We start from the raw sequence: 3,222 nt of genomic DNA, 5'->3' as shown, positions 1-3,222 counted from the left end.
TGCCTTTTATCTGCTTTCCCAAACATTGGAAAATATACCTACCGGTATTGCTTACGCAATTTGGTCTGGTGCGGGAATTGTACTAATAAGCCTAGCTGGTTGGTTGGTTAGCGGTCAAAAACTTGATTGGCCCGCAATTGCAGGAATGTTCCTTATTTGCGTTGGAGTTTTGGTTATTAATATTTTTTCAAAATCTTCTGCGCATTAACTTTTTACCGAAGCATATTGGCCAAAGCAAAAGGATTTCCTTGAGATCCTTTCTTTCTGCGCGTAATCTTTTTCCCTGTAAACAAAAAAACCACCGCTACCAACGGTGGTTCGTTTGCCGGAATTCAGAGCTACCAACTCTTTGTTCCGATGGTAACTGGCTTTCACGGAGCGCAGATACCTAAACTGTCCTTTCAGTGTAGCCGCACTCAGGCTTTCACTTCAAGAACTCTGTAGGCATTCTCTACAATCTCTGCTCCGTGAACCCAGTTACCAATGGCTACCGCCACTGGCGATTTGTCGTGTCTTTCCGGGTTGGACTCAAGTTGATAGTTACCGGAACGGGCGTGGTAGTCGGACTGAACGGGGGGTTCGTGCATACAGTCCATCCTGGAGCGAACTGCCTACCCGGAACCGAGTTTCAGGCGTGGAATGAGAAACCGCGGCCATAACAGCGGAATGACACCGGTAAACCGAAAGGCAGGAATGCGGGGGAGCACGAGGGAGCCACCAGGGGGAAACGCCTGGTATCTTTAAGCCGCATCGGGTTTCGCCACCGCTGATTTGAGCGTCATTTTCGTGATACTCGTCAGGGGGCGGAGCCTATGGAAAAACGGCAACTCCGCATCCTTTTCTTGGCCTTTCCTGCTTCGAGCGGCATTTGCTTATCCCGTAATCTGTGAGCTGGTAACGCCCGCCGCAGTCTCACGGCAGGAGCGTAGCGACCGAGTGAGCGAGGAGGCGTCATTTCATCACCACCTGCATTTTGCACTTACGCCCGGCAGCCGCATTTTTCCCCTGTCACATGAAGCACTTTCATAAATTACCACTCCGTCATAACATGTTTAGCCAGTATACACTCCGCTAGCGCTACGTGACTGGTTCAGGGCTGCGCCCCGAAACCCGCTAAAACCACTGCCGCGTCTGCGGCTTGTCCAACACCGTGCCGACCGGGAAAAGATTTCCCGTCCGTCCCGGCGTTATCAGGAGGCCGGATTGGCAGACAAACGCAGCAAAATGCTCACCATGTGGGTGACTGAGGACGAGCACCGGCGTCTGCTGGAGCGCTGCGAGGGTAAGCAACTCGCGGCCTGGATGCGGCAGACGTGCCTGGACGAGAAGCCCGCACGCGCCGGCAAACTTCCGTCGATCTCGCCGGCGCTGCTTCGTCAGCTTGCCGGCATGGGGAACAACCTTAACCAGATTGCCCGCCAGGTTAACGCCGGTGGTGGAAGCGGACACGACCGCGTGCAGATTGTCGCCGCGCTGATGGCCATCGATGCCGGACTCGAGCGGTTGCGGCATGCCGTACTGGAAAAGGGTGCTGATGATGATCGTTAAGTTTCATCCTCGGGGGCGCGGCGGCGGCGGCGGGCCGGTCGATTATCTGCTGGGTAAAGATCGCCAGCGCGACGGCGCCAGCGTTCTGCAGGGGAAGCCGGATGAAGTCCGGGAGCTTATCGACGCCTCGCCCTACGCCAAAAAGTACACTTCCGGCGTTCTGTCTTTTGCCGAACAGGATTTACCGCCCGGCCAGCGCGAAAAGCTGATGGCGAGTTTCGAGCGGGTTCTGATGCCCGGACTCGATAAAGACCAGTACAGCGTGCTGTGGGTTGAGCACCGGGACAAGGGGCGGCTGGAGCTGAACTTCCTGATCCCGAACACGGAGCTTCTGACCGGCAAGCGGCTACAGCCGTATTACGACCGCGCCGACCGTCCGCGCATCGATGCCTGGCAGACCATAGTGAACGGCAGGCTGGGGCTGCATGACCCGAACGCGCCGGAGAACCGGCGGGTGCTGGTCTCGCCTTCCGCGCTGCCGGAAGCGAAGCAGGAAGCCGCCCAGGCGATTACGAGCGGCCTGCTTGCCCTTGCCTCATCCGGGGAGCTGAAAACGCGTCAGGACGTCACTGAGGCGCTGGAAAGCGCAGGTTTTGAGGTGGTGCGCACCACAAAAAGCAGCATCAGCATTGCCGACCCGGACGGGGGGCGAAACATCCGACTGAAGGGAGCCATCTATGAACAGTCTTTTAACGCTGGCGAAGGACTTAGAGCAGAAATCGAAAGCGCAGCAGCAGACTACCGGCGAGATGCTGAAAGCCGCATTCAGCGAGCACGAGAAGTCTGTCAGAGCGGAACTGAGCGAAAGCGAGAAGAGAATCAGCGCCGCCATCCTCGACCACGACCGGAAGCTGTCCTCAGCCATGAGCCAGCGCACGAAAGGGATGCTGCGCATGGTCAGCCAGACGTGGCTGACCATCGTTCTGGTCTCCGCGCTGCTGATAGCGTCGAGCGCGGGCATTCTGTGGTGGCAGGGGCAGCAGATACTCGAGAACTATACGACCATCCGGGAGCAGAAGAGCACGCAGGCCATGCTGTCAGAGAGGAACAGCGGCGTACAGCTCTCGACCTGCGGCGAGCAGAGACGCCGCTGCGTGAGGGTGAACCCGGAAGCGGGACAGTTCGGAGAGGACTCGAGCTGGATGATACTGGCGGGGAAATAGCACATGACGGAGCTGGAAAAACAGTTGCTGAGCGCATTAGAGCAGCTACAGCAGGACTACTCGAAAAGGCTGGACGAGTGGGAGAACGCCTTCGCGGAATGGCGGACGATGTCTGGTCTTATTCAACGGGAGAACGCGGCGCTGAACGAGCGCGTCACGGTCTTGAGCAGGCAGGTGCAGAGTTTGAGCGAGCAGCTGCGCCGGTTGTCGAAAGGCTGAACGCGATAGAAACTCACCGGCAGCAGGAGCGGGCGGTGCAGCACCAGAAAGCGCTGGAGCTGGAACGATCGCAGTGGCAGCATCATGGTCCTTCGCTATGATAAGCCGGGTTCTATTAATTAGTTGTTATGTAAAGATATTTAAATTTTTCAACATGAGGTATTTTTATGAATACATATATTTTCCTGGGAGGGGCTATTGTGGCTGAAGTCATAGGCACCATCTTTATGAAATATTCAGAAGGATTTACACGCCTGTGGCCGTCTGTAGGAACTGCAATAAGTTATTGCGC

Annotated in this window: 5 protein-coding genes; 4 read left to right on the top strand and 1 reads right to left on the bottom strand. The window is 56.2% G+C overall.

What is annotated here, in order from left to right:
- Positions 1–208, top strand: a 208-nt coding sequence (locus CLR69_RS22795) for an SMR family transporter (RefSeq protein WP_242451681.1), incomplete at its 5' end; no start/stop codon positions are given.
- Positions 209–416: 208 nt separating this feature from the next.
- Here CLR69_RS22795 and CLR69_RS22785 read toward each other — a convergent pair.
- Complete coding sequence (locus CLR69_RS22785) at positions 417–587, bottom strand: hypothetical protein (protein WP_004193911.1); 171 nt, start codon at positions 585–587, stop codon at positions 417–419.
- A 637-nt stretch (positions 588–1,224) separates the two neighbouring features.
- On the opposite strand from CLR69_RS22785, the gene CLR69_RS22770 reads away from it, so the two are divergent.
- From CLR69_RS22770 to CLR69_RS22760, 3 genes are all read left to right on the top strand, one after another.
- Complete coding sequence (locus tag CLR69_RS22770; RefSeq protein WP_004193914.1) at positions 1,225–1,548, top strand: MobC family plasmid mobilization relaxosome protein; 324 nt, start codon at positions 1,225–1,227, stop codon at positions 1,546–1,548.
- Entirely contained in the window at positions 1,538–3,031 is a 1,494-nt protein-coding gene (gene mbeA / locus CLR69_RS23480) for a plasmid mobilization relaxase MbeA (RefSeq protein ID WP_045265544.1), read from the top strand. The genes CLR69_RS22770 and mbeA overlap by 11 nt, the downstream gene beginning before the upstream one ends.
- A gap of 66 nt (positions 3,032–3,097) precedes the next feature.
- A partial coding sequence (locus tag CLR69_RS22760) for an SMR family transporter (RefSeq protein ID WP_242451682.1) occupies positions 3,098–3,222 on the top strand: 125 nt, incomplete at its 3' end.

The sequence above is a fragment of the Pectobacterium zantedeschiae genome (genome assembly GCF_004137795.1).
Taxonomy (GTDB): domain Bacteria; phylum Pseudomonadota; class Gammaproteobacteria; order Enterobacterales; family Enterobacteriaceae; genus Pectobacterium; species Pectobacterium zantedeschiae.
Note: the sequence above shows the minus strand (reverse complement) of the source record. Positions and strands in the feature narration are given on the sequence as shown.